29 protein-coding genes are annotated in these 19,485 nt (G+C 70.9%); 22 read left to right on the top strand and 7 right to left on the bottom strand.

The window, feature by feature from the left end:
- Positions 1-100: 100 nt before the first annotated feature.
- Both ACIQF6_RS19630 and ACIQF6_RS19625 read right to left on the bottom strand, forming a co-directional pair.
- Positions 101-451: a hypothetical protein gene (locus tag ACIQF6_RS19630; RefSeq protein ID WP_400896561.1), complete on the bottom strand. Its 351-nt coding sequence runs from the start codon at positions 449-451 to the stop codon at positions 101-103.
- Positions 448-771 (bottom strand): HNH endonuclease, encoded by a 324-nt coding sequence (locus ACIQF6_RS19625; protein ID WP_400896559.1) that lies wholly within the window; start codon positions 769-771, stop codon positions 448-450. The genes ACIQF6_RS19630 and ACIQF6_RS19625 overlap by 4 nt, the downstream gene beginning before the upstream one ends.
- A gap of 571 nt (positions 772-1,342) precedes the next feature.
- Between ACIQF6_RS19625 and ACIQF6_RS19620 the strand changes: the two genes are divergently transcribed.
- From ACIQF6_RS19620 to ACIQF6_RS19550, 15 genes are all read left to right on the top strand, one after another.
- On the top strand, positions 1,343-1,567 hold the full coding sequence (locus ACIQF6_RS19620; RefSeq protein ID WP_400896557.1) for a hypothetical protein: 225 nt from the start codon (positions 1,343-1,345) through the stop codon (positions 1,565-1,567).
- 33 nt (positions 1,568-1,600) lie between these two features.
- Positions 1,601-1,993 carry a hypothetical protein gene (locus ACIQF6_RS19615; RefSeq protein ID WP_400896555.1) on the top strand — a complete coding sequence of 131 codons (393 nt, stop codon included), beginning with the start codon at positions 1,601-1,603 and terminating at the stop codon, positions 1,991-1,993.
- A gap of 31 nt (positions 1,994-2,024) precedes the next feature.
- A complete protein-coding gene (locus ACIQF6_RS19610) occupies positions 2,025-2,858 on the top strand; it encodes a hypothetical protein (protein WP_400896553.1) in 834 nt (277 codons plus the stop codon).
- A 49-nt stretch (positions 2,859-2,907) separates the two neighbouring features.
- On the top strand, positions 2,908-3,096 hold the full coding sequence (locus ACIQF6_RS19605; RefSeq protein ID WP_400896551.1) for a hypothetical protein: 189 nt from the start codon (positions 2,908-2,910) through the stop codon (positions 3,094-3,096).
- 48 nt (positions 3,097-3,144) lie between these two features.
- Entirely contained in the window at positions 3,145-3,456 is a 312-nt protein-coding gene (locus tag ACIQF6_RS19600; RefSeq protein ID WP_400896550.1) for an antirestriction protein ArdA, read from the top strand.
- A gap of 96 nt (positions 3,457-3,552) precedes the next feature.
- Entirely contained in the window at positions 3,553-3,879 is a 327-nt protein-coding gene (locus ACIQF6_RS19595; protein WP_400896548.1) for a hypothetical protein, read from the top strand.
- Positions 3,880-3,968: 89 nt separating this feature from the next.
- Positions 3,969-4,247: a hypothetical protein gene (locus ACIQF6_RS19590; RefSeq protein WP_400896546.1), complete on the top strand. Its 279-nt coding sequence runs from the start codon at positions 3,969-3,971 to the stop codon at positions 4,245-4,247.
- Complete coding sequence (locus ACIQF6_RS19585) at positions 4,244-4,486, top strand: hypothetical protein (protein WP_400896544.1); 243 nt, start codon at positions 4,244-4,246, stop codon at positions 4,484-4,486. The genes ACIQF6_RS19590 and ACIQF6_RS19585 overlap by 4 nt, the downstream gene beginning before the upstream one ends.
- A 42-nt stretch (positions 4,487-4,528) precedes the next feature.
- Positions 4,529-4,783, top strand: a complete 255-nt coding sequence (locus ACIQF6_RS19580; protein WP_400896542.1) for a hypothetical protein — start codon at positions 4,529-4,531, stop codon at positions 4,781-4,783.
- On the top strand, positions 4,780-5,013 hold the full coding sequence (locus ACIQF6_RS19575) for a hypothetical protein (protein WP_400896540.1): 234 nt from the start codon (positions 4,780-4,782) through the stop codon (positions 5,011-5,013). Before ACIQF6_RS19580 ends, ACIQF6_RS19575 begins: the two co-directional genes overlap by 4 nt.
- On the top strand, positions 5,010-5,645 hold the full coding sequence (locus ACIQF6_RS19570; RefSeq protein ID WP_400896538.1) for a hypothetical protein: 636 nt from the start codon (positions 5,010-5,012) through the stop codon (positions 5,643-5,645). The genes ACIQF6_RS19575 and ACIQF6_RS19570 overlap by 4 nt, the downstream gene beginning before the upstream one ends.
- A 116-nt stretch (positions 5,646-5,761) precedes the next feature.
- The gene (locus ACIQF6_RS19565) at positions 5,762-6,289 is read left to right on the top strand and encodes a hypothetical protein (RefSeq protein ID WP_400896536.1); all 528 of its coding nucleotides are present in this window, start codon (positions 5,762-5,764) and stop codon (positions 6,287-6,289) included.
- A 95-nt stretch (positions 6,290-6,384) separates the two neighbouring features.
- Positions 6,385-6,864 (top strand): hypothetical protein, encoded by a 480-nt coding sequence (locus ACIQF6_RS19560; protein WP_400896534.1) that lies wholly within the window; start codon positions 6,385-6,387, stop codon positions 6,862-6,864.
- Positions 6,865-6,891: 27 nt separating this feature from the next.
- The gene (locus ACIQF6_RS19555) at positions 6,892-7,179 is read left to right on the top strand and encodes a hypothetical protein (RefSeq protein ID WP_400896532.1); all 288 of its coding nucleotides are present in this window, start codon (positions 6,892-6,894) and stop codon (positions 7,177-7,179) included.
- A 118-nt stretch (positions 7,180-7,297) separates the two neighbouring features.
- Positions 7,298-8,551 (top strand): hypothetical protein, encoded by a 1,254-nt coding sequence (locus ACIQF6_RS19550; RefSeq protein WP_400896530.1) that lies wholly within the window; start codon positions 7,298-7,300, stop codon positions 8,549-8,551.
- A 164-nt stretch (positions 8,552-8,715) separates the two neighbouring features.
- On the opposite strand, the gene ACIQF6_RS19545 is transcribed toward ACIQF6_RS19550, so the two are convergent.
- Positions 8,716-9,291: an HD family hydrolase gene (locus ACIQF6_RS19545; protein WP_380332111.1), complete on the bottom strand. Its 576-nt coding sequence runs from the start codon at positions 9,289-9,291 to the stop codon at positions 8,716-8,718.
- Positions 9,288-10,400 (bottom strand): helix-turn-helix domain-containing protein, encoded by a 1,113-nt coding sequence (locus ACIQF6_RS19540; protein WP_400896528.1) that lies wholly within the window; start codon positions 10,398-10,400, stop codon positions 9,288-9,290. The genes ACIQF6_RS19545 and ACIQF6_RS19540 overlap by 4 nt, the downstream gene beginning before the upstream one ends.
- Before the next feature lie 426 nt (positions 10,401-10,826).
- Between ACIQF6_RS19540 and ACIQF6_RS19535 the strand changes: the two genes are divergently transcribed.
- The 7 genes from ACIQF6_RS19535 to ACIQF6_RS19505 all read left to right on the top strand — a co-directional run bounded on the left by ACIQF6_RS19535 (position 10,827) and on the right by ACIQF6_RS19505 (position 15,960).
- Positions 10,827-11,045 (top strand): hypothetical protein, encoded by a 219-nt coding sequence (locus tag ACIQF6_RS19535; protein WP_400896526.1) that lies wholly within the window; start codon positions 10,827-10,829, stop codon positions 11,043-11,045.
- A 289-nt stretch (positions 11,046-11,334) separates the two neighbouring features.
- The gene (locus ACIQF6_RS19530; RefSeq protein WP_400896524.1) at positions 11,335-11,484 is read left to right on the top strand and encodes a hypothetical protein; all 150 of its coding nucleotides are present in this window, start codon (positions 11,335-11,337) and stop codon (positions 11,482-11,484) included.
- Between the two features lie 133 nt (positions 11,485-11,617).
- On the top strand, positions 11,618-11,791 hold the full coding sequence (locus ACIQF6_RS19525) for a hypothetical protein (RefSeq protein ID WP_400896522.1): 174 nt from the start codon (positions 11,618-11,620) through the stop codon (positions 11,789-11,791).
- 122 nt (positions 11,792-11,913) lie between these two features.
- Entirely contained in the window at positions 11,914-12,840 is a 927-nt protein-coding gene (locus ACIQF6_RS19520) for a hypothetical protein (RefSeq protein WP_400896520.1), read from the top strand.
- A gap of 36 nt (positions 12,841-12,876) precedes the next feature.
- Positions 12,877-14,115, top strand: coding sequence for a tetratricopeptide repeat protein (locus tag ACIQF6_RS19515; protein WP_400896518.1), 1,239 nt, complete (start codon positions 12,877-12,879; stop codon positions 14,113-14,115).
- Between the two features lie 54 nt (positions 14,116-14,169).
- Positions 14,170-14,352: a hypothetical protein gene (locus ACIQF6_RS19510; protein ID WP_400896516.1), complete on the top strand. Its 183-nt coding sequence runs from the start codon at positions 14,170-14,172 to the stop codon at positions 14,350-14,352.
- A gap of 498 nt (positions 14,353-14,850) precedes the next feature.
- Positions 14,851-15,960: a DUF2254 domain-containing protein gene (locus ACIQF6_RS19505; protein ID WP_400897269.1), complete on the top strand. Its 1,110-nt coding sequence runs from the start codon at positions 14,851-14,853 to the stop codon at positions 15,958-15,960.
- A gap of 69 nt (positions 15,961-16,029) precedes the next feature.
- On the opposite strand, the gene ACIQF6_RS19500 is transcribed toward ACIQF6_RS19505, so the two are convergent.
- The 3 genes from ACIQF6_RS19500 to ACIQF6_RS19490 all read right to left on the bottom strand — a co-directional run bounded on the left by ACIQF6_RS19500 (position 16,030) and on the right by ACIQF6_RS19490 (position 19,404).
- A complete protein-coding gene (locus ACIQF6_RS19500; RefSeq protein ID WP_400897267.1) occupies positions 16,030-16,974 on the bottom strand; it encodes a cytochrome c oxidase assembly protein in 945 nt (314 codons plus the stop codon).
- 275 nt (positions 16,975-17,249) lie between these two features.
- On the bottom strand, positions 17,250-18,242 hold the full coding sequence (locus ACIQF6_RS19495) for a 2-hydroxyacid dehydrogenase (protein WP_400896514.1): 993 nt from the start codon (positions 18,240-18,242) through the stop codon (positions 17,250-17,252).
- A 136-nt stretch (positions 18,243-18,378) separates the two neighbouring features.
- A complete protein-coding gene (locus ACIQF6_RS19490; RefSeq protein WP_400896512.1) occupies positions 18,379-19,404 on the bottom strand; it encodes a 6-phosphofructokinase in 1,026 nt (341 codons plus the stop codon).
- Positions 19,405-19,485 lie beyond the last annotated feature (81 nt).

Here is a 19,485-nt window from a genome sequence, read left to right as displayed (position 1 = left end):
GGCTTTGATCGTGAGGGCACGGGCTCGGTTCCATGATCTCGTGGCGGCCGGGTCCGTGTCCGCGATGTTGATCAACCATGACGGAATGACGCAGTTACTCTCAGACGCGGTTGCCCCAGCGGGCACCGACGGCGTCACGGGCGTTGTGGCCGCGCTTGGGGCCCTCGCCCTCACCTCGGATTTTTCCGAGGTGGCCAGCCGCGCTCGCCCGGTTCGTCTGGGCCTGCGCGATACCGGGGTGCAGGACGAACATCCCGGCGCGGTTGCCGCCGGGGATCATCTGGCCTTCGCGCTTGACCACGGCGTCGAGCTGGGCGGCGCGGGCGAGCATGGCCGCGGCGATGTCGATCGCCACCAAGTCGCCCGGTTCGAGGTCGAGTTCGGTTTCGTACAGCGAGATGAGTGCGGCGCGGACGGCCTGCGGGTCCTTCAGCGTCGGATCGACGATCAACGGACCTCCCCGGGGTGCGGTCGGTGGGTTCGGGCAGGCTGCCAGCGCTTCGCGGCGGCCCTCTTGCGGGCTCGGCCGGCGTCAGCGGCGTCCTTGCGCAGGACGTGCCAGTCGCACAGCGCGCGGAGGTTGGCGGGGTCGTCGCTGCCGCCTTCGGAGGCGGGGACGATGTGGTCGCAGTGGCGGGCGGGCTCGGCGCAGATCTCGCCGGTGTCGTAGCGGACGTGCCGGCAGACCCAGCCGTCGCGGTTCATCACCGCGCGGCGAAGGCGCGGCCAGTGCGGGGGAAGAGGGGTCGTGCGGCGTGAACTCGCGGACACGGCAGCCTCCTTGAAGCGCAGGGCCCTGCCAGGTGCTCGACCACGACCGGGGAGAGAGGGCCGGTGGGGAGCGTTGCCCTGGCAGGGCTGCGAGGGGAGGCCGGCCGGGGTGCCGCGGCAACTACGTGCGCGCACGCGCGCGAACCGCCTCCACAGGTATTAAGGCCGGGCGGTTAACACGCCGGCCGACGCCCGCGGCCTCACTCTCCGCGCACAGTTCGTGGCAACGAGTGCATTCCCGCAGGTCACAATGCGTTTTACCGCCAATAAAAGGGGTCGGCCGATATTCGTATCGAATTTCGGCTGCCATGACGCCCCGGGCAATAAAAGGAAGCGCAGGGGAGTCACCCCCCGGGTATTGCCTGAAATGCATGAGGCGCACATCACATCGCCTCAACTTGCGTCCTGAGCAGTGCATTTGCTTCATTGGAATTGCTCGACCGGAACGACGAAGCGCAGCGAAGCGAAATGCCGCAGCCACGTACGAATTCACCGGTGGGCGTTCGACTGGAAATCCCCCCGACGGCGGCGCGCAGATGGCTGCGCCCCTCGGCCCCCGAAATGAGTCACTGTGCGCAACAACCTCGGTCCCGCAGCCTTCGGGCTGGTCATGTTCCTCGCGGCGTCGCCGTGGCAGACCCACAACTGGGGCGGGACGGCCGCTGCCGCCCTGCTGGCGGCCCTTGCCGCCCACGGGGTGATGCGGGCGGCCGGACTGGTCAAGCGGGCCGTGAGCGGCCCGTCCGTGGCCGTCGCCCCGGTCGGCCCGTACGACCGCGACCGCGCCGCCCGCTAACCCACCCGCCTTACGTCCCCCCGGAGAAACCCGATGCGCCCCCGCCGCACCCTCGCCGTGCTCGCCCTGTCCGCAACCGCCGCCGCTGGATGGCTGGTTGGCCACTCGACCGCCCCGACCCCCGCGCCCGTGTCCGTCACGGCCGATGACGTGTACGCCGTGCTCGGCGAGGCGCAGACCGTCGCAGCGTTCTGCGAACAGGGACACGACGCCTGTGAGTCGGCCCTGAACGGCTCCAAGGGCATGGCGCTGGCCGGACAGGCTGTCGAGTTCTGGGAGGACGGCACGTGGTCGCTGGAGGGCGGCGACCCGGCCAGCGAAGACGCCTACACCGCCGCCTTCAACGACGGATGGGCCGAAGCCATGGCCGACGCCTGCGAGCAGGGCAGCGCGTACGCCTGCAACTGGCTCGCCACCTCCGACTGACCACCGCCCGCACCACCGCAAGGAACACGCCATGAACGCCACTCTCGCCCCCGAACTCTCCGACGCCGTGGACAGGTTCGGCGCACGGTACGACACCGCACAGAACCTGATCAGCGAGTGCGCCGCGCACGACTGGGCCCGCATCGCGCTCGTGATGGACGTGAACGGGTTCCTCGAAGACGGGGACCACTGGTACGCCACCGAGGCCGAGCAGGTTCGCGCGGCGTCCAACTACGCCACCGCCAAGCGCTGGTTCGCCGACGAGTGCGGGCCGATCGGCGGGGCGTGGGACGACACGGGATGGCTCATGTACGACGCCGACCACCCGGCCGCCGCAGCGCTGGCCGAGCGCGTCACGGCGGCACTGCACGGCTATCCGCTGCTGGACGAGACGGACCACGGCGAGCGGGAGCGCGCGGCGATGGTGGAGGAGATCGAAGGCTCGCCCCTCACCCTCCCTGACGGCGTGGACGGGGAGGACGTGCTCCGCGAACTCGACTGCCCGTCCCTGGGCTGGATCACCATGGACATGGTGCAGCAAGCCCTGTCCGGCATGGGGTACGCCGCCTGCTCCGACTGTGACGAATGGCTGACCGTGACCGACGCCCGGCACGGTGAACCCCTGTGCCGCACCTGCGCGTTGGAAGAGTCCCGCCCGGTCGAGACCTCCGTCTGGGTACCGGCGGACGGCGACGTGACCCGGGCCCGCACCGTCTACGACCACGGCAAGCCCCTGGCGGCCGCCCTGACGCCCTACCTCGACGGCTGCGCCACCCGGCAGGGTGCCGCGTACCGGGAGGACGTCCGCGCCATCGTCCGGGGCTCCCGAGAGGGATACCACGCCGTGTACGGCCGCGACGCCTGACACCAGTCCCCACCCCCTCTCAACTCCCTTGACCCAGAACGGAAGCACCATGATGACCCGCGCTGAGATGTTCCGCCTGTCCGGCTACTGGTTCAGCCTTACCCGCCTCGGCATGGACCACCCCGACGACGTGCACGCGATGTTCGACGCGTTCCACGACATGCGCCGCGACCTGGAGTTCGCCCGGGGCCTCGGCATCCTGCTGGACGAGGCGTTCGACGCCCCCGACACCTTCTGACACCCGCCGCGCCAGCCCTCACCCCGCACCGACCCGAGAGAGACCCCCGTGAGCCGCACCGCCGACCACCTCGCCGAACTCGCCGACGACGCCGGTCTGTTGATCGACGACCTCGAAGCCCTCACCGCGTACGCCGCGTACGTCGGCAACGCCGAATACGCCGTCCGCACGTTCCGCGACGCCTACTGCGGCCAGTGGGACGAGTTGGAGGACTTCGCCCATGACTACCTGATGGACACGGACGCCGACTACCGCGCCGTGCGGGAGGAGTGCCGGGGGTGGCGGCCCGAGCTGGACATGGCCGCGTGGGAGTGCGACTACACGCACACCACCGGCGGCCACGTCTTCCGGTCCCTCTGAGCTGTGCGCCCCTGGTGGCGGCCCAGTGCCCGCCTGCCGGGCCCCCGCCAAGGGTGCACAGACACCCCACCCCACCCCACCCCCGGAGGCACAGCCATGACCGAGAACACCCCCGACCCCACCGTCACCGATGCCGCGTTCGCCGCCATCGTCGCCGACCTCCCCGCCGTCGAAGTCGCCGCCAGCACGGAGGAGTTCGGCTGTGAGTTCTGCGGCGGGAAGCTCGAAGCCACAGCCCCTCTGTGGTTCAACGTCTACCGCCGCGCCGACGGCACCCCCGGCGTGGACGTGCGCGGCGTCGGCATCGAAGCCTTCACCGTCAGCTGCCAGTTCTGCGACCAGAACGCCGGAGACCACCTGGCCATGCTGATCGTCGATGCCATGGCCCCGTTCGACGAGGCACTCAAGGGCGCGACGGCCTGAGCCGCCACGGTGGCGGCCGGACACCCCTCCGGCCCCCGCCGTGCCCGCTCAGGCCAGGCCCCACCCCCACCACCCCGAGGAACAGCGCCATGACCACCGCCACCGCCCCGACCAGCCTCCCCGAAGACACCGAACTCGACCTGTACCGCTGCCGCGCCTGCGGCACCCACCTGGAAGCGACCGCCCGCGTGTGGCTGAGCCTCCGCCAGCAGCCCGACGGCACACCGCTGGTGTTCATCGACTCGTTCATCCCCGGCGGCACCCACACTCGCTGCGCGTTCTGCGGCACCGAAGCGCCCGCCCCGCTCCGCGACGCCGTGGCCGCGCTCGTCGCCCGCACCAACGAAGTCGCGGGGGTCGTCCTGTGACCAGCGCCCGCCCCTGGTTCCTCTGCTCGTGCGGCGGACAGCTGCGGCTCACCGCGCCCGTGTCGTTCACCGTCGCCGCCCACCTCGACAACCCAAGCACCCCGGCCGTCACCGTCGGCGGCGTGGACAGCGGCAGCACCCTCGAACTCGACTGCGACGCCTGCGGATCGTGGCACTACTTCGGCCCGCAGTACACCGCCCGCCTGCTGGCCGCCGTGCAAGCCGTCGTCCTGCCCTGACACCAGGCCCCACCCTCCCCACCCCGAAGGAACAGCGCCACCATGAGCACCACCACCGTTGCCCGCCTGCAATCCCTGATCACCCGCGTTCACCGCAACGAGCAGGCGTGGGAGGCAGGGTTCCGGGCGAACGTCCCGACCTATGACCCCGCCGACCCGGAGCAGCCCGCCGAGGACCAGCACATGGGCCAGTTCAACGAGTTGGACACGGAGCGCGCGTTCGACAGCCGGACCCTGCTGCTCGATCTGACCGCCGAACTGGCGGTGCTCGTCTGCGAGATGGAGGGCGACTGGTGATCAGCGCCGAGGACTTCAAGCTGCTGTCGCACTGGGCGTTCTGCGACCGCATCGGGGCGAACGTCGCCGACCCCGACGGCACAGCGGCGCGGCGGCTCGCCGACGCCGGACACCTCGCCCCCGGGGCCGTGACCGGGTACTGGCGCGTCACCCGCGCCGGACAGGCCGCCCGCGCCCAGTACACCAGGGCCCACCCCGTCGGACGGCGCGTCGGAGGCATCCCCCTGTGACCGACGACGAGATCGACGCCGAGACGGTCGAACTCGTCGCCGCCATCGCGGCCGTCAACGCCTCCAACGCCGCACTGCTCGCCGAACTCGCCGAAGCCAGACAGACCCTGTGCCGCCTCCTGCACCAGGCCCCACCCGCACCGCCCGAAAGTGACGCACCACCGATGAGCACCCACCAGTACGGCGACGTCGCCGCTGCCCTCCGCGAACACGCCACCTCGAACGGCGCGAAGGAGTACGCCACAGCGGACGACGCGCCCAGCACCAGTCCCCACGTGCTGGCCCTGCGCCTCGCGCGGCACGCCGTCCACCACGGCGCGGCCCTCACCCCCGGGCCCGGCGGAGCCGTCACCGTCGAATGGCCCCGCCCCGGCCGCACCGTCCGCGTCGTGTGGCTGCCCGTCGTCCAAGCCGCGCGGACCAGCGACCCGCACGACCTGCCCGAGTGGACCGCCGACAGCCGCGCCTACGGCAAGGGGGCCGAGGACGCGAGCCGGATGCGCGGTTGGCGGCTCAGCCGGGCCGGATACAAGGCGTGGGCCGAAGCCGTCGGCCTGAGCGGCGACGACGGCGAGTGGTTCGCCTACGAGACCGGCCAGTCCGACTGGTGGATCTCCTACGAGGGCCGCTGACACCAGGCCCCACCCCCCGGCCGGCCGACGGAACACCCCGACGCCGGCAGGGCCCAGCCCCCACCCCCACCTGGCACCAGGCCCCGCCCCCGCACCGCCGAAGGAACAGCGCCACCATGAGCACCACCGACGTCCTCACCGCCACGCTCCGCCTGCCCTACGAGCACGAGGCGGACGGAGAGGCGACGACGAAGCACCGCGACGTCACCGTCGTCACCAACCCCCGGCAGCGCGGCGCGCAGGCCGAGCACACCCGGGCCGTGCAACTCGCCCTGGACCTGCCCCGCGCCAGCAGCCCCGGCCGCGCGGTGAAGATCGGCCCCGGCCCCCGCCCCGCGACGAAGCCCAGCCGGACCCGATCGGCGGGCAAGGGCTGGCAGCGCTGGACCGAGCCCGACGGGCAGGTGCGGTACGGCGTCGCCAGCGACACCCACCCCAGCGTGCTCGGACTCGCCTGCCCACCGGTGGCCAAGCCCCGCGCCCGGTACCGCGTGGTCGTCCCCGCCGACGGCGGAGAGCCGTTCGCCATCGCCACCGCCCCCGGCTTCCCGTGGATGCGCGACCGCCACACCGAGATGATCCCCGCACTCCTCCAGGACTGCCTGCCCGGACTGATCGTCGGCAACACCGCCCTGGCGGCCTGACCGAACCTCGGTGCGGCCCGGACCATCCTCCGGACCGTGCCGAGGCCCGGCCAGACCCCAGGCCCCACCCCGAGCAGCACAGGAGAGCAAGCAGCATGCCCAAGTACACCGTTGCCGTGGACGTCATCACCGTGCACGTGGTGCCCGTCGAAGCCGACACCCCCGAGGCAGCCCAGGCCGAGGCCGAACGCCTCATCACCGGCGACTGGGAGACCTGGTACCACCACGCCGAACCCGTGTGCGTCGGCGACGCCCTCACCGAGGACGAGTGGGCCGCCCAGAAAGCCGAGTGGGCCCCGCTGAAGGAAGCCGCCGAACGCCAGGCCGACGAGTGGCGCCAGACCCCGCCCCCGGCCCGCCGGCCGAAGCACCACGCGCCCCGCACCGACCACCACACCGACGGCACCGACTGCCCTCCCGCCCACAAGCACACCAGCCGCAACAAGCCACTGACCGAGGGCTGCCCCGGCCGGGCGTACTCCAAGGCCGTGTGCGCCTGCGGCTGGACGATCCAGAGCCCCGGCAAGGGCTACGTGGACGAGGAACGCCGCCGCCACCTCCGCACCCCCCGCTGACACCAGACCCCACCCCCAGGGAACACCATGCACACCACCCCCGAACCGCTGCGGATCATGGACCTGCCCCGGCACCTCACCTTCGGCTACGCCACCCCCAGCACCGCCCCGCACATCACGCCGGTGGACGACCAGGCCCGCCACGCCCTGTGCGACCCGGACGTCCTGCTCGCCCCCGACTGGGCACTCAACGGTGCCCCGTCTGCCCGGCCTGCGCCCGGCAGCTCCGGCCGTGACACCACGCCCCGCCCCCGGGTCGGTGTGTCGAAGTGCCGTATGCCGGAGCCCGATTCGGGTTGGTTCCCACCGTTGTAGTGCTGTTTATAGATTTTTTTGAGATGTCAAAAAAATGACATAACGACATAGACCCTTACGCCGTCCACCCACCCCACCACCCAGCGCAACCACCAGGCCCCACCCCCAGGAGACCCCAGTGCACACCCCCGCCCGCGCCCTCTGGATACCCGGGGGCGGCACCGCCCTGGAATGGGGCCTGCGCGACGCCTGCCCCGTCGGCGTCGGCCCCGCCGGCACCGAACGGGTCCAGTGGTGGGTGGTGTGGTGCCTGTGGTGCGGCGACCGGTACACCGGACGCCCCGCCCAGGTCGGCGACGACCACGGCCACCGCGACGACGCCCACCACGCCGCCCGCCTCCACGCCGACGACCACGAAGCCGACGTCCGCCGCTTCACCGCCGCCGCCCGGCACGCCGAGATCCGCGAGAAGTCCGGGTGGACGAGCAGGGTGTACGACCTCGTCGCGGCGGCCACCCGCGACGACCCCGACGGCGGAGTCTGGTGGGACGGCACCGGATACCGGCTGATCCCCGCCGGAGCCCGCTGGGGCGCGAAGGGCCGCCGTGTGCGCCGCAAGGTGGTGGAACTGGTCATCGCCGCCGGATTCCTCCGCCAGGACGAGCGAGGCGACGTGGTGGCCACCGCCGACGGCCGCGCCATGCTCACCGCCTGGCGTCAGCACCGCGCCGACCTCGCCGAGCCGTGGCCCGCCCGCCACGAGCCCCAGGCCCTGCCCCCGCTCCCTGGCGGCCGGGAAGCCGCGAGACGCCGCGAGAAGGCCCGCCAGAACCTCCTGGAGCTGGAACGCCAGGCCGCCCACTCCCGCGCCGAGTACCTGCGGCTGCGCGAGGACGCCGAACGCCGGCACCGGGCCGAACAGGACGCCGCCCGCCAGCGCCGCGCCGACGAGCAGGCCGAACGCGAACGCGCCGAACGGGCCCGCACTGGCGCGGACATCACCCTCACGTGGTCCGCGGCGGGTGCCGGCCGCTGGACCGTCACAGGCGCCGGACACCACCGCCGCCTCGAAGTCACCCTCAACGAACGCGACTTCGCGCAGGACATGTACGAGATCCGGGAGAACGGCCACTTCCACTCCCGACACCCCTACCGCCACCAGGCCGAGGCCGCCGTCAGGCAGCTGCTCGCCGACGGCGTCGAACTCGGCGTCCGGACACCAGAGCCCACCCCCGCGGCCTCCACCCGCCCGTGCCAGACCAGCCCCGTCGGCCGTGGGCACCAGGCCCCACCCCGATCCACCCGAACGGAAGGCCCAATCCCTGACCATCCACCCCGCCGACCTGCTGCCCGATGGCGGTTGGAACCCCCGGCTCTTCGAACTCGACTACGAAGGCCGCCGAGGCCACTACTGGGTCGTGCGCGGCCTTAGCGAACAGATTGGCACCGTCGAACTGTCCATCACCGTCCCGCTCCCACCCCCGGAAGAGCTTGAGCAGTACCGAGTGACGCCAGGCCCCACCCCCTCGTCGTGACCGAGCGTGAGGCCCAGACGCGGAGCACCCCACCTCCATCGGAAGCGGGGGAGGTGAGCCGTCAGCCGAGGTACACCTTCTGCCACTCCAAGGACGTCATGGTCAGAGCGGCCTCGGCGAGGGTGCGCGCCGACTCGGTCTTGAGGCTGCCGAGGCTGCTGTCGATCCACGGCTGGACGTTCTGATAACCCTGCTCGCGGTACTCCACCGCCTGAATCAGGCACTCCAACTTGTCCGCGTCATGGGCGACGACGACCTCCAGGCTCTCGGCGTTCTCGTACTCCTCCACGATGGCCTGCACTCCGGCAACGACAGCCGGATGAGCGGCGCTGACCTGATCGGCGGTCACGCGTTCGTTCGAGGCCGCGGTGAGGTAGCGCCGGCTGATGTGGGGGATGTCGCTAACCCGGGTCTCCTGGGTGTCGTGGAAGAGGCACAGCAGCGCGACCTTGGCAGGGTCGGCCCCCTCCATCATTGCGAGTACTGCGCCCACGATGCCCGTCCGGAAGGAGTGTTCGGCGATCGTCTCGGGGTCTTTGACCCCAGCGATCCACCAGCCGGAGCGCTTCGCCCGCTTGAGCATGCCCGCCTCGAACAGGTAGCTAGCGGTGCCCTTCGCCTGCTTGTCGTCCGTCATCGCTGTCCTTCGCTGTTGGATCGGTTGTTGCTGTACCCGCCTACCCGCAGACCGTAGTGCACAGACTCAAGCTCCCGACGGGACTGCCCTGAAAGACCGTCACCGTCCAGCAACGTGCACACTCGTGCGGCCAGGTCCTGGGCGGTACGAGGGTCTGCGTCGGCCAGGCCCCGGCGGGTGAGCATGAGTGCCCAGATCGAATGGACGTAGAGATCGGTGTACTCGCCCGCGCGGTCCAGCCGGATGGCGAACTGCCGCAGCAGTGAGGAGGCGTCCCACGCGGGGCGTTCCTGCTCCGCCATGAAGTCATCGCTGGTCTGGGGGCGTGAATCAAGCCCGAGCCAGTGGGCCCAGTAGTTCAGGTTCGCGGCTTCGAAGTCGTCGTTGTCGGTGATCGAACGGGCGATGAAGTCCCGGAGCAGCTCGGGATCTCCCTTCCTTGCCAGTGCTGCCGCGACCGAACGCGCCTCGACCCAGCGGGGTGACCATCCCGAGCCCGCCGAGGGGATCCGCCCTCGACGCTGCATCCCGCCGAACCACTCGGCCACATCGCGGGCCCGGTCGTAGGAGGACAGGTACCAGACCTGCCGCCGGAGTAAGGCGGTCTCCTCGCCTCCGCTCTCAACCAGGTCCGCGGTATACCGGAGGTTGTCGAAGAATCGCGCGCGCAGGTCCTGCCCGAGAAGTGGCGCGGTGGAAACAGGCCCGCGCCGGGCGGCGGGGATGCTCAACTCGGCAGCCACCGCACCGGGCAGAACCCCGCTGACGGCCCAGCCGATCATGTGTGTGGTATCGCGAGTAAGCACCCACCCGGCCAACGGATGGTCCAGAACATCGGCCCTCGCGGGCCTGAACCGCAGTATCTCGCCGAGGACGAAGTCTGCGTCCATGGCAAGGCTGATCAGGTTGACCAACCCACTTGGTGCGCCGAGCAGGATCAGCTTCCGGCGCAGCATCACCAGGTTCCCAGCCCGGGTGGAGGAGAGCGGCCGGCGGCCGGATTCCCAGCCCTGGACGGTGCTCTTGTCGATGCCCAGGTCTACGGCCAACTCGTCCTGAGTCCTCGGGATCTGTTCCCGGATGACCTTGAACAGGAAGCCGGAAATCACCCCCTCGGGGACCCTGACGGACTCGGACGGACTGCCAGTCAGTGTTTCGGTGCGCCTCGGTGGTGTCCGCCCAGCCATTCCTGCCCCCCTTGGCCTTGGTCGTCCAGGTAACTCGTACTGGCAGTCCGTCGAACCCTGGATTCACCGGCCGTAACTTCATGACTACGGCATCGCCGGTGACAGCGGAAGCCTAGTGCCAACTCGGTCTTCTGCGAACGACGGTGCTATCCTGTCGTAGAGCCTCAACCACCGGCCAGGAGGGCCAGCATGTCCACCAGCACCATGCCGTCCGCCGGAGCGCTCGGCGAGCGCTTCCAGTAGATCCGTAGTGATCGCGACACCTGATCCCACAAACCCCCAGGCTGTCGCACGAGTCCCGAGGACCGGCCTCCCCACGGCGGCCTCGGGGACGGAGGGAACACCACCATGGCGACACGCAAGACCCCGAGGGTCTACCGAGACCCCGCGCCCGGCCCGTCGAAGGCCGAGCGGTACACGCTCCCCGAGGGCTGGAACCCGCTGGACGAGTACCGGGCGGCCAACGCGGCCGGCAGGCCCCCGTCCCCGGGCGAGGCCGTGCAGGAGTCGGCCGTGCGGTCCTCGTGTCGCTGCCGCAGCTGCGTCGCCCGCAGGGGTGCCGCGTGAGCACGAGGGACAGCGACAGAGCGGACGTGTCGCTCGCCCGTACCGTGGGTGAGGGGCGCATCGCGGACCGGCCTGATGGCTTCCGTGAGGGAACCTGCTGGGTCTGTCGGCGCGAGACGCTGGTCTGTGCGGGCATCCAGCTCCAGGCCCCCGGCGAAGCCCAGGCCACCTGTCACCCGATCTGCGGCGACTGCATCGTCCGCGCCCGGGCGCCCCACCGTCGCGCAGCGTTGCGGGCCGCGCTCGACCGGCGGCCGGCGTAGCTGTGACGTCCCGAGGAGAGAACGCCGTGGACGATGGCCGGAACGACTGCCGGGACATCGCAGGGCAGGCCTCGGACGAGGCCCTCACACCCTGGCCGCTTGCCGTCGCGTACACGGTCTCCCTGCTCGTGCTCATAGCGGTTGCCACGGCGTTGATCGTCTCCGGCCGCTACTAGCGACCCCCGCGCCCGCTGGGCGCCCATGAGTTCCCGGCCCGCTGGAAAGGGTCCGTCGGGCCGGGTCTGCATCACCCCGCACCACGGCTCGTCCATCTCGGACGAGCGGGGCCAACCCGATTGGAGAGGCATCGTGAGCGACACCACCATCACGCCCGACCCGGAGGTCGCTGCCCTGACGCGGCGGCTGGACCACTCCGTCCCGGACGGCGACTTCGCGCCGGCCACCGGCGTCGCGTCCCTGACGCGGCGGCTGGACCACATGGTCCCGGACGGCGACTTCGCCCCGGCGGGAACCGAGAGCTGACCGCAACTCCGAACTGACGCCGTCCCACTGACGGCACGGCGGGCCGACCCGGCATGCGCAGCCGGGCGGCCTGCCCCCTCCCGACCAGCCACCCGCACGCCTCGACCATGAGGAGAACCATCGTGTCGCCGACGATTGCCACCCGAGTGGAGCCCGGTTCCTTCTTCGACCTCACCCGCAAGGACCCGGCGCTGACCCGGCTCCGCGAGACGGGCGCCGAACCCGTGCTCCCGTTCGTTCTGATGGAGCGCCTGGTGAGGTCGGGCACTCCCTTCGCGGAGCACGCCCGCGCCCTGCGCAGTGACACGGTGACCGTGGCGGGCGTGACCTTCGACTGGTTCGACGCCGGGCTTCCCCGTGAGATCGCCGACGAACTCAGCCTGACGGACTACGAGATCGTTCAGCACACCGACGAGCGCCGCGCGACGCTGATCCAGGCCCTGGACCGCCTGTCGCTGATCCACCTCGAAGGGTTCGCCTGCGTACGGGAGTTCGTCCGAGGCCTGCTGTGGGTCGGCCTCAAGCCCGGTGTCCGGGCGTCCTCGTTGACCAGCTCCAGTGACCCGGCGCTTCCGTACGTCGTCGTGTTCTCCGACAAGGCCCGGCACCACATCCCGCCGAACACCGTCAGCCCCGAATCGTCGTCCCTCTTCCTGGCGGAGAACCTGCTGCACGAGGGGACGCACCAGTCGATCAGCTTCCACATCCTCCAGAACCGGGTGTTCGCCGACGGCTACTCCTCCCGGACCTCGCCCCGGATCACGATCGGCTGGCGTACCGGGCAGGGCGAGGCCCGCAACCAGTCCTGGGAGATCGACCGCGCGTTCCACGCGGCCTGCGTCTACAACCAGCTGCTGCGGTTCCGCCGCACCGAACTGGACCGCGACGACCTGACCGCCAATGAGCGTGCGCACTTCCAGGACGCCTACGACGAGGGCCTGCCGGCCGTCCGCTACCTCACACGCGAACTGGAGCTGCTGGGCGAGCACTTCTCCCCCCACGGGGTCGAGCTGCTGGGCGCCCTGCGCCACCGGACCGACCAGCTGTAATGCGACGCTGAGCGCCACCGAACGAGGGAAGGCCCCGTGCTCCAGCACCTCATCACCCAGGACGACCAGTTGCGGATGGTCCCCGTCGACCGGGACGAGCTGACCATCGTCGTCGGCCAGCTCCGCCAGGAGCTGGACGTCACCACAGACCCCGCCCGGACCCGGTTCCTGGCCCGGGAGATCGGCATCGCCCAGATGACCCTGGGCAACCACGACGAAGCCCGAACCCTTCTGCGGCAGGCACTCGACCTGGCCACCTCCGCCGGCAACACCCGCTCCGTCATCGCCGCCGGAATCAACCTCGCCGACGCCCACCGCTACGCCGGCGATGCCCAGGCCGCGGACGCCCTCTACCGCACCGCGCTGGCCACCGCGCGCAGCCGGCACCCGGAACTCCTCGACTTCGCCCACCAGCACTTCGGCAAGCACCTGATGGAACTCGGCGACCACGCGGGCGCCCTGGCCCACCTGCAAGAGGCACTGCGGCTGCGGATCGCCAAGGGCAACGCGGAACTGGTCGAGTCCACGCAGGCCGCACTCGACCGGGTCGCGCTGCTGCTCGGCCGAGCCAACCCCAGCTCCTCGGCACCGTACGGGTGGAGCGCCGGGTGGACCGCCTGGCTCCAGTCCCGCACCAGCGCCCGGACGCCGGCGCGGTGGGCGGAGGACTTCCCGGGCCTTCGGGACGCGGTGCGGGGACTCACCGCGCACCAGCGTGTGCAGCCGCGCCTCCTCCGCCACCTGCGTGACCAGTCGTTCGCCACCGAGTCGATCGCCGCGATGGCGCATGAGGCCGAGAACGCCCTCGCCGCCAACGGGTACCTCCACAACGGCAAGTGGAACGCGCCCGTGGGAGATGCGGTGACCCGCTTCGCCGACCACGTCGATCTCGCCGCCGTCGTGGCCCGGTCGACGGGGCTGGACGTCGAGCAGCCGCACACCGGCGTCTACATCGCGTACCGGGAGAACGGGCAGTTCCTCGACTTCCACGTCGACGAGTTCGGCTTCGGCGAGGTCAACCTGATCCTGTGCCTCAAGCACGAACACCCCACCAGTACCGGCGCGCGCAGTTCCACCGTCTTCATCACCGCCGACGGCTACCTCGAACACGACCTCTTCGCAGGTGACTGCGTCGTCTTCGACGGCGCGCTCACACCCCACGGCCGCACACCCGTCAGCGCCGACGAGAGCGTCACCCTCATCAGCTTCGGCTTCCGTGCCCGCGACCGAGTCGTGCGTGCGCCCGCGAAACTCCCGCCGCCGCCAAGACCGTGAGGCCTGGAACCTTGACCCACATCCTCCCTGTTCACCACACTCCCGGAGCATCTCGTGGCCCGTGAAGTCCTCCTCACCGCCCTGACCGTCTACCTGCTGACCGGCTTCAGGTACCACTGGGCTTCCCAGGGCGAGAAGGCCCCCGGAAAGCTCATGTACGCGCGGGTCAACGGCCGGCGAACCGTGGAGGTCTGGCGGACGGGCTTGACCTTCGACATCCAGATCTTCGATCACTGACCACCTCGGACCCTGCCGCACCCAACATCCTCAGCGGCAGATCCAGCCCTCCGTCCTGCGCTGCCCCCGAAGCGCAGGGCGGAGGGCCTTCGAACCCTCGGAGAACACCATCTACGCCAGTACTGAGAAAGAGCACGAGCACCTGTGCATGAGGCTCGCGCGGGTGGCTCTGCCAGCCATCGCCGAAAGACTCCGTGCGGGGGTCGAGCTAGACGTTCTCGCGCGGGCGTACGGCTGCGACGGCAAGTGGCTGCATGACCGGCTGGTCGAGTCGCGGCTGCCTATCGAGCGCGACGACATGACACAACTCGGAGCCCCTCGGTCGTGGGAAGCGATCCCGCTCCCGGCCCGCGCTGTGAGGCCGGGGTGCTGAGACTGCCGACCGCTGCCGTACGTGGTGTTTTCGCTGTTGCACCAAGTGCCTGTGGCGTGACCTGCGATTTTGGCTGGCCGGGAACAAGGAAGAGGCAGCGGGCGTTCTCCACTGTGTAAACGAATCTGGCGTCCGCGGCGAAGAGCGTGGTGTCGACCGTCAGCTCCGCGATGCTCACCTTCATCGGCGTGGTGTTCTCGATCTCCCTGGTGTCGCTCCAGATGGCGGCCGGCCAGATGAGCCCCCGGGTGCTGCGCCTGTACGTGCGCAGCCGGCTGACCAAGGCGACGTTCTCCACCTGCCTGGCGACGTTCGTCTTCACGCTGCTGGTGCAGCTCGGCTACGACGACACCACCGACCCGACGCGGGCGATCTCCGTCCCGATCGTGTCGACGGTCGTCGCGCTCCTCCTGGTGATGCTCAGCCTGGGGCTGTTCGTGCTGTACGTGCAGGCGACGCTGCGGCTGCTGCGGGTGCCGCACGTGATCGACCGGGTCACCCGGGAGTCGCTCCAGGTGCTGACCGCCTACCGGTGGCTCAACCCGGAACCCGCGGGCGGCCCCGCCCCGCAGGGGCCGACGCTGCTGCACGAGGGACGGGCCGGCGTGCTGCGGGACGTCAACATCCGCCGCCTGGTGCGGGTCGCCCGGCGGCACGGCGCGGTGCTGCACCTGGTGCCGCGGATCGGCGACTTCATCGCACCCGGCACCCCGACGGTGCTGGTCGCCGGCGGCACCCCGCCCCGGCCGGGCTGGATCACCACCGCGCTGAACGTCGGCGTCGACCGCACCATGCACCAGGACCTCAGCTTCGGCTTCCGTCAGCTCGTCGACATCGCCATCCGCGCCCTGTCGCCGGCCGTCAACGACCCCACCACCGCCGTGCAGGCCGTCGACCGGATCCACCAGCTGCTCGCCGTCCTCGCCCCGCACCACCTCGGCGAGCTGCGCCACCGGGACCGGGACGGCGCGGTGCGACTGGTGCAGCCGGTGCCGGGGTGGGCGGCGACGGTGGACCTGGCGTTCACCGAGATCCGGATCTGCGGGGCCGGCCAGCCCCAGGTCACCCGCCGCCTGGTCGCCGCCCTGGACGACCTGCTGCGGATCACCCCGGAACCGCGGCGCACCCCGCTGCTGGTCCAGCGCCAACTGCTGGAACGGGCCGTCGCCGGGGCGGTCCGCGACCACGACAACCGGCAGTTCGCGCTGACGCCGGACCGCCAGGGCATCGGCTGACCGGCCCCCGAGGACGCGGAATCCGCCCGGAGGAGCTCCGGGCGGATCCAGGAAACGGGGGGAGGAGGACTATCCGGCGGCGCGGTTCAGCGAGGCCAGGTACTTGTTGTACGCCGCCAGCTCGGCGTCGCCGTCACGGTCGGCGGCCCGGTCGCGGCGGCGCGCCTGGCGCTCCTCGGACTTGGCCCACTGGAGGGTCAGCGCGATCAGCACGATCGCGGTGGGGATCTCACCGAACGCCCAGGTGATGCCGCCCGCGAGCTGCTGGTCGGCGTGCAGGTTGGTGCCGACGGGCGCCATCTCCTCGGTGAAGGTGGTGACCAGCTGCCCGGAGGCCATCATCACGGCCACGCCGAAGAACGCGTGGAACGGCATGCCCATGAACAGTTCGAGGATCCGCATCACGAAGCCGGGGCGGTGCGGGCCCGGGTCGACGCCCATGATCGGCCAGAAGAACAGCATGCCGACGGCGAGGAAGTGCAGCATCATCGCCAGATGCCCCAGCTGGTACTGCATCAGGTAGTCGAACAGCGGGGTGAAGTACAGCCCGTACAGGCTGCCGATGAAGACCGGGATGGTGTACGCGGGGTGCGAGACGATCCGGACCAGCCGGCTGTGCAGCAGCGCCACCAGCAGCTCGCGCGGGCCGCGCCCGCTGCCCTTGCGGGCCGGCCGCAGCGAGCGCAGCGTCAGCGTGATCGGCGCGCCGAGCAGCAGCAGGATCGGGGACAGCATCGACAGCACCATGTGCTGCATCATGTGCGCGCTGAACAGAGCCATGCCGTAGTCGTTGAGCTTGGTGTTGGTGACCATGAACACGGTGCCGACACCGAGCGTCCAGGCCACCACCCGGCCGACCGGCCACTTGTCGCCGCGCCGCCACAGCCGGACCGCCCCGAACAGGTACAGGCCGAGGGTGAGCACGCAGAAGGCCAGGTACGGCCAGTCCGGCGACAACCCGATCGCGTTGGAGAAGGAGAACGGCGGCAGAGGGCCACCGCCGTGGTGGTGCATCCCGGTCATGCCGTCCATGCCGTCGCCCATCGGGCGGCCCCGCTTTCGTCCATGCCGTCCGGCGCCGCGTCGCCACGGGTCCGGTTTGGTCGGTTTCGTTCGGACCCAGCCTAGGCGGCGCTTACGGCGGCCCGGGCATCGCCCCCGTCCCCCGGGGCCCGTCGCCGTGCACGGGCGCACCCGTCCGCAGGTGCTCCCCGGCCGCATCGGGGACACCGCGGTCGGCGGGCCCGGTCCTGGGCCGGGCGGTGGCGGGCGGTCGATCCGGCGGGCGGTCAGCCCTTCGGGACGAGGGTGTTCTCGTTGGTGCGGCCCTCGATGAAGTCGTGGACGTTGCGGGCGGTGGCGTCGATGATCTGGCCGACGGCGGTGCGGGTGAAGTACGCCTGGTGGGAGGTGACCAGGACCTGCGGGAAGCTGATCAGGCGGGCCAGGACGTCGTCGGAGATGCCGCTGCCGGAGCGGTCGGTGAAGAAGACGTTGGCCTCCTCCTCGTACACGTCCAGGCCGACGCCGGCCAGGCGTCCGGCGCGCAGGGTCTCCACCAGGGCGACGGCGTCGACGAGGCCGCCGCGGGAGGAGTTGACCAGGATCGCGTCGTGCTTCATCCGGGCCAGTGCGTCGCGGTCGATCAGGTGGTGGGTGGCGTCCAGCAGCGGGACGTGCAGCGAGAGGATGTCGCTGCGGGCGAGCAGTTCGTCCTTCTCGACGTACGTCATGCCGAGCGCCTCGCAGTGCGGGTTGGGCTTGACGTCCCAGCCGAGCAGGGTGGTGCCGAAGCCGGCCGCGATCCGGGCGAAGCACTCGCCGATCTTGCCGGTGCCGAGGACGCCGACCGTCATGCCGTGGATGTCGCGGCCCATCAGGCCGTCGAGGCGGAAGTCGAACTCGCGGGCCCGGTTGACCGAGCGGATCAGCCGGCGGTTGACGGCCAGCGCCAGCGTCCAGGCGTGTTCGGCGACCGCGTAGGGGGAGTAGTAGGAGACCCGGGCGACGGTGAGGCCGAGGGTGGCGGCGGCGTCGAGGTCGATGTTGTTGAAGCCGGTGGCGCGTTGGGCGATCAGGCGGGTGCCGCCGGCGGCGAGCAGGGCCAGTACGTCGGCGTCGAGTTCGTCGTTGACGCTGCTGGAGACCACCGGGTAGCCGGCGGCCAGGGGGGCGGTGTCGGCGGTGAGGAAGACGTTCAGCAGGTGTGGCTGGTGGGCGGCCAGGGCGGCTTCGAGCAGCGGCCGTTCGTCGGACTGGACGCCGTACGCGAGGATCTCCATGCGGCGAAGGCTATCCCCGGGGGCGCGGGCGGTGGACCGCGACGCGCCCCGGGGCCGGTCCGGCCGATCCCGTCGGATCGACCGGACCGGCCCCGGGGTTGACGGTCCGTCAGGTCCGTCGGGTCTGCCGAGTCCGTCAGATGACGGTCTCCGCCTCCAGGTAGCGGTCGGACGGCACGGTCTTCAGTTCGGCGACCGCCTCGCCCAACGGGACCAGCCGGATGTCGGTGCCCTGAAGGGCGGTGATGTGGCCGAACGCGCCCTTGTGGGCGGCCTCCACGGCGTGCCAGCCGAAGCGGGTGGCGAGGACCCGGTCGTAGGCGGTGGGGGTGCCGCCGCGCTGGGTGTGGCCGAGGATGACCGGGCGGGCCTCCTTGCCGAGGCGGTGCTCCAGCTCGCGGGAGAGCTGGGTGGCGATGCCGGTGAACCGCTCGTGGCCGTACATGTCCTTGGTGCCCTCCTCCCAGGCCATGGTGCCGGGCTCGGGCTTGGCGCCCTCGGCGCACACCACGATCGCGAACTTCTTCTGCCGGTCGAAGCGCTCGCGCACCACGTCCGTCAACTTGTCGATGTGGAACGGGCGTTCCGGGACGACGATGGCGTGCGCGCCGGCCGCCATGCCCGCGTTGAGGGCGATCCAGCCGGTGTGGCGGCCCATCACCTCGACCACCATGACGCGCTGGTGCGATTCGGCGGTGGTCTTCAGCCGGTCCAGCGCCTCGGTGGCCACCGACACCGCGGTGTCGAAGCCGAAGGTGACGTCGGTGCAGGCGATGTCGTTGTCGATGGTCTTCGGGACGCCGACCACCGGCAGGCCCGCGTCGCTCATCAGCTTCGCGGCCTTCAGGGTGCCCTCGCCGCCGATCGGGATCACCGCGTCGATGCCGAGGTCCTGGCAGTACTTCTTGGCGCGTTCCACGCCGTCGCGCAGGTGGCTGGGCTGGACCCGGGAGGAACCCAGGATCGTGCCGCCCTGGGCGAGGATGCCGCTCACCGAGTCGAGCGTCAGCGGGCGGTGCACGCCCTCCAGAAGACCGCGCCAACCGTCCTCGAAGCCGATGATCTCGTCGCCGTGGTCGACCACCCCCCGGTGGACCACGGAACGGATGACGGCGTTCAGGCCGGGGCAGTCACCGCCGCTGGTCAGGACACCAATACGCATTGCTTTGCCAACTCCCGAGCAGGATTCGGACGGCCGGACTGGTGGGTGAGAATCGGACATCGCGCCCGAATCGGACATGCT

Origin of the sequence: Kitasatospora sp. NPDC092948 (assembly GCF_044754805.1) — a bacterium.
In the GTDB taxonomy this organism is placed as follows: domain Bacteria; phylum Actinomycetota; class Actinomycetes; order Streptomycetales; family Streptomycetaceae; genus Kitasatospora.
This window is presented reverse-complemented; position numbering and strand designations above follow the sequence as displayed.